Source organism: Streptomyces alkaliphilus, assembly GCF_014141535.1.
Classification (GTDB): domain Bacteria; phylum Actinomycetota; class Actinomycetes; order Streptomycetales; family Streptomycetaceae; genus Streptomyces; species Streptomyces alkaliphilus.
Window position 1 is genome coordinate 1 of sequence record NZ_VKHT01000330.1, and the last position, 4,994, is coordinate 4,994.

Consider the following 4,994-nt stretch of genomic DNA (forward strand, 5'->3'; position numbering starts at 1 on the left):
CCCCCGGACTCCTCCCCCGTCGAACGGGGCCGGATCGGCCGCTCCGAGGAGGCCTTCGCGAGCCGTGGTTCGCCCTCCGCGCCTCCGTCCCCCGGCCGACCGGAGGCCTCCGGGGGGAGCGGGGGTTCGGTTCGGGGCATGCCGGTCCCCCGGGGCTCCGGGTCGGGCGCGTTCCCCCCGTCGGCACCGTTCGAGGGGCCCCCGTGAGGGGGCGTGTCGCGGCCGTCGGCTTCAGGACTCATCGGGACCTCACGCCCGGAAGACGTGGCGCCGGATGGCGGTCACGTTGGAGAAGATGCGGATGCCGAACACGACGACCACTCCCACGGAGAGTTGCGCTCCCACCCCCAGTTGGTCACCGAGGAAGACGATCAGGGCCGCCACGACGACGTTGGAGAGGAAGGAGACGACGAAGACCTTGTCGTCGAACTTGCCGTCCAACCGTGCCCGCAGGCCACCGAAGACCGCGTCCAGGGCGGCGACCACGGCGATGGGCAGGTAGACCTCCAGCCCGGTGGGCACCACCGGGCGGGTGAGCACGCCTATGACGATCCCCAGTACGAGACCCAGAACGGCGATCACGGTGTGTAGTCCTCTTCTGTGTCGTGGTCCGTCTCCCGGGTCCCGGTGTCCCCCGGTGCCGCGTCGGGGTCCACGGGCACGGCGTACCGAGTGGTCGCCCCCGTCGCGGCGGGCAACCGCAGCTCGTCCCGTACCCCGGTGGTGACCCGGATGCCGAAGTGGTCCCGCAGGTCCCGCAGCGTCGCCCCGGCCGGTCCGGCCTCGAACGCCTCGCGCAGCGCCTCACCGTCACCGATCGCCTGCACGGTGTAGGGCGGCACCAGCGGCCGGTTGTCCACCAGGACGGCGTCGCCGGCGGTCCGGATGGCGGAGAGCGAGGTGAGCCGCCGGTCGTTGATCGCCACCGCCTCCGCGCCGGCGGCCCACAGGCCGTTGACCACCCGCTGGAGATCCCGGTCCCGCACCCGACCGGTGTCGGAGAAACCGCTGCCCTCGCGCGGCCCCGCGCCGGAGCCGGTTCCCGCGCCCTCGGCATCGTCCACCACGAGTTCCAGACCGGGTCCGGTCACGGCGATGGCCCCGGCGAGGAGGCCGACCAGTTCGGCCCGCTCGCCGCCCTCCTCGGTGAGTGCCGCCCGTCGTCCCTCGGCGACCGCGTCCCGCAGACCGTCCACCTCGGCCTGCAGTCGGTCCGCTCCCTCGGTTCCGGCCCGCACCCGTTCCAGGAGTTCCTCGCGTTCCCGGGCGACCTCGGGGGCCCCGGCCCGTGCCTGCGCGGCACCGGCGGTCACGACGAAGGCAGCCAGGAGGAGTCCGACCGCCAACCAGACCCGGTCGCGGAGGGTGCGCGGAGGGTTCCCGCCCGCGGCGGCGCGCCGGGCGGCGGCCTCCTCGTACCCCTCGTCCAGACTGTGGTCCATCACCTGGTTGAGCAGCCACATGGAGGCGTCGGGACGCGATGTGGCGTCGGGAGGCCGGGAGGACTGCGCGGGCATGGCGGTCATCGTCGCACGAGCCGGCCCGGGGACCGAATCGGCCCCCGACGGAACGGAATCCGTCGGGGGCCGGCCGCCCGGTGGGGCGGGCCGCGTCGGACCCGGCCGGCCCTCCCCACCGGTCTGTCAACGGTCGGGGTTGTCCACCACCGCGGTCCAGTGGTCCAGGAGCTCCGCGGCCGCGTCGTCGTCCGGGCCCTCGGCCCACAGGTGGGTGACGGCCTCGGCCGGATCCGGCAGGACCAGCACCCAACGGCCGTCCGGCTCCACGACCCGGACGCCGTCGGTGGTGTCCACCGAGCGCTCGCCGGCCGCCTCCACCACGCGTCGCATGACCAGGCCCTTGACCGCCCACGGGGTGGCCACGTCCCGCTGCAGCACGTGGGCCCGCGGGATACGGGCGTCGATCTGGCTGAGCGAGAGCTGGGTCCGGGCGACCAGCCCGGTGAGCCGCGCGAAAGCCGCGGTCGCGTCGAAGACGCTGCCGAACTCGGGCACGACGAAACCGCCGCTGCCGTCGCCACCGAAGATCGCGCCGTCCTTGGCCGAGACCCGGGTGAGGTCATCCGGCGATGTGGTGGTCCACTCCACCTGGGTGCCGTGGTAGGCGGCCACCTGCTCGGCGATGCGGGTGGTGGTGACCGGCAGTGCCACCCGGCCGCTGCGCCGCTCGGCGGCGATCAGGTCGAGCATCACGAGCAGCGCCCGGTGGTCCTCGATGATGTGGCCGCGTTCGTCGACCAGCGCCAGCCGCTCGCCGACCGGGTCGAAGCGCACACCGAAGGCCGCGCGGGAGGAGGCCACGATCTCCCCCAGGCGCACCAGACCGGCCCGTCGTTCCTCGGCGGTCTCGGTGGGCCGGCCCTCGTCCAGACCGGGATTGACGGTCAGCGCGTCCACCCCGAGCCGTCCCAACAGGCTGGGCAGCACCAGGCCGGCACTGCCGTTGGCGGCGTCCACGACGATCTTCAGCCCGGCGTCCGCGATGCCCCGGGTGTCGACCGCCCGCAGCACCGATCCGGTGTAGGCGTCGAAGACGCTGGCGGGGAAGCGCAGGTCACCGATCTCGCCGGGGAAGGCCCGGCGGTACTCCTGGCGGGCGTAGACCCGGTCCAGCTTGCGCTGTCCGCCACGGGAGAGGTCGGCGCCGCGCTCGTCGAGGAACATGATGTCCACCGAGTCGGGCACGCCGGGGGTGGTGCGGATCATGATGCCGCCGGCACTGCCGCGAGCGGTCTGCTGCCGGGCCACCGGCAGTGGCACGTTCTCCAGGTCCCGCACGTCGATCGCGCTGGCCTGCAGGGCGCTGATCACGGCCCGCTTGAGGGCCCGGGCACCGCGGGAGTGGTCGCGGGCGGTGGTGACGGTGGAGTTCTTCTTGAGTGTGGTGGCGTAGGCACCGGCCAGTCGCACGACCAGTTCGGGCGTGATCTCCACGTTGAGGATGCCGGAGACACCGCGGGCGCCGAAGAGGTTCGCCTGACCGCGGGACTCCCAGATGACCGACGTGTTGACGAACGCGCCTGCCTCGACCGTCTTGAAGGGGTAGACACGCACGTTCCCCTGGACGATGGACTCCTCGCCCACCAGGCACTCGTCACCGATGACCGCCCCGTCCTCGATCCGGGCGGCGCGCATGATGTCGGTGTTCTTGCCGACCACGCAACCGCGCAGATTGGCCTGGCGACCGACGTAGACGTTGTCGTGGATGACCGCGCGGTGCAGGAAGGCATCGGCCTTGACCACGACGTTGGAACCGATGACGGTGTGCTCGCGCAGGTCGGCACCGGCCTCGACCTTGGCGTAGTCGCCGACGTAGAGGGGGCCGCGCAGTTTGGCGTCGGGGTGGACCTCGGCGCCCTCGGCGATCCACACGCCCGGCGAGATCTCGAAGCCGTCGATCTCGACGTCGACCTTGCCCTCGAGGACGTCGGCCTGCGCCTTGACGTAGCTCTCGTGGGTGCCGACGTCCTCCCAGTACCCCTCGGCCACGTAGCCGTAGATGGGGCGCCCCTCCTTCATCAGGCGGGGGAAGACGTCACCGGACCAGTCCACGGGGACGTCGGGTTCGACGTAGTCGAAGACCTCGGGCTCCATGACGTAGATGCCCGTGTTGACGGTGTCGGAGAAGACCTGCCCCCAGGTGGGCTTCTCCAGGAAGCGCTCGACGCGCCCCTCGTCGTCGACGATGGTGATGCCGAACTCCAGCGGGTTGGGCACCCGGGTGAGGCAGACGGTGACCATGGCCCCGCGTTCGCGGTGGAAGCGGATCAGGTCGGTGAGGTCGAAGTCGGTGAGGGCGTCACCGGAGATGACCAGGAAGGCATCGTCCCGAAGCGCCGCCTCGGCGTTCTTGACGCTGCCCGCGGTGCCGAGCGGCTTCTCCTCGTTGGCGTAGGTGAGCTCCATGCCGAGCTCCTCGCCGTCGCCGAAGTAGTTCTTCACCAGGGAGGCGAGGAACTGCACGGTGACCACGGTCTCGGTGAGTCCGTGCCGTTTCAACAGCCGCAGCACGTGCTCCATGATGGGACGGTTCGCCACGGGCAGCAGGGGCTTGGGCATGCTCGCGGTCATCGGGCGGAGCCGCGTGCCTTCGCCACCTGCCATTACGACGGCCTTCATGTTGGAAGTGTCCTCCTCGCAGAGCCGAGAGTCGTGCCGACCGGGCCCGTCCGGTCGACGGACTCCCCGGGAGATGGCGGCAGCTCCCGGGGCACGGCTGGGCTGACGGGCCCAGTTGCCCCCTCCACGACGGCGTTCGGGGGCGAGCTCAGTCGGCTGTGGTGCCCGCCGTGAGGAGACGGCGGACCTGGACCACGTACAGCATCCCTGCCCACCAGTAGAGAGCCGAACCCCACCCGGCGAACGCCCATCCGAAAATAGCAGCCAGTGATGACACCCACCCGGTTCCGTCACTGAGCAGGAGCAACGGGAAGGCGTACATCAGACAGAAGGTGGCCGCCTTGCCGAGGAAATTCACCTGGGGGGGCGCCCATCCGGCACGGTTGAGGCGCCAGACCCCGATCAGCAACATCAGGTCACGGGCCAACAGCAGTGCCACCATCCACCAGGGGATGATGTCGCGCCAGGTCAGGCCCACGAGAGTGGCGAGGATGTAGAGGCGATCGGCGGCCGGGTCCAGCAGGCGACCGAGTTCGCTGACCTGGTTCCAACGGCGGGCCAGGCGGCCGTCGAGCCAGTCGCTGACGCCGCTGAGTGCGAGCACCGCCAGGGCCCATCCATCCCGGTTCGGCCCGTCGAACACGGGCGAGAGAATCAGCCACAGAAAGACCGGAACACCCACCAGCCGGGCCGCGCTGAGCAGATTGGGCACGGTGAGCACCCGGCTCCGCGCGTCCGCCGACGCGCCGTCCGCCGCCCCACCCGATGTCTCGTGGACCTCCACCCCTGGAGCCCTTCCCGTGTGATCCGCGCCCCGCGGTACGCCCGGGGGCCGTCGCCCGCGCTCCCCACCGC

General features: G+C 71.5%; 4 protein-coding genes. All 4 read right to left on the reverse strand.

Features of this window, described 5'->3' with window-relative positions; all coding sequences use genetic code 11:
• Window positions 1-249 precede the first annotated feature (249 nt).
• The gene (locus tag FNQ90_RS12325) at window positions 250-582 is read right to left on the reverse strand and encodes a small basic family protein (RefSeq protein ID WP_143618968.1); all 333 of its coding nucleotides are present in this window, start codon (window positions 580-582) and stop codon (window positions 250-252) included.
• Window positions 579-1,517: a DUF881 domain-containing protein gene (locus FNQ90_RS12330; RefSeq protein ID WP_182606416.1), complete on the reverse strand. Its 939-nt coding sequence runs from the start codon at window positions 1,515-1,517 to the stop codon at window positions 579-581. The genes FNQ90_RS12325 and FNQ90_RS12330 overlap by 4 nt, the downstream gene beginning before the upstream one ends.
• 126 nt (window positions 1,518-1,643) lie before the next feature.
• Window positions 1,644-4,139, reverse strand: a complete 2,496-nt coding sequence (locus FNQ90_RS12335) for a mannose-1-phosphate guanyltransferase (protein ID WP_143618966.1) — start codon at window positions 4,137-4,139, stop codon at window positions 1,644-1,646.
• Window positions 4,140-4,287: 148 nt separating this feature from the next.
• Complete coding sequence (locus FNQ90_RS12340; protein ID WP_182606415.1) at window positions 4,288-4,923, reverse strand: CDP-alcohol phosphatidyltransferase family protein; 636 nt, start codon at window positions 4,921-4,923, stop codon at window positions 4,288-4,290.
• Window positions 4,924-4,994 lie beyond the last annotated feature (71 nt).

Excerpts from the sequence above, each read along its gene's own strand:
- FNQ90_RS12330 (WP_182606416.1), bottom strand. The coding sequence starts at position 1,517 with ATGCCCGCGCAGTCCTCCCGGCCTCCCGACGCCACATCGCGTCCCGAC.
- FNQ90_RS12335 (WP_143618966.1), bottom strand. The coding sequence starts at position 4,139 with ATGAAGGCCGTCGTAATGGCAGGTGGCGAAGGCACGCGGCTCCGCCCG.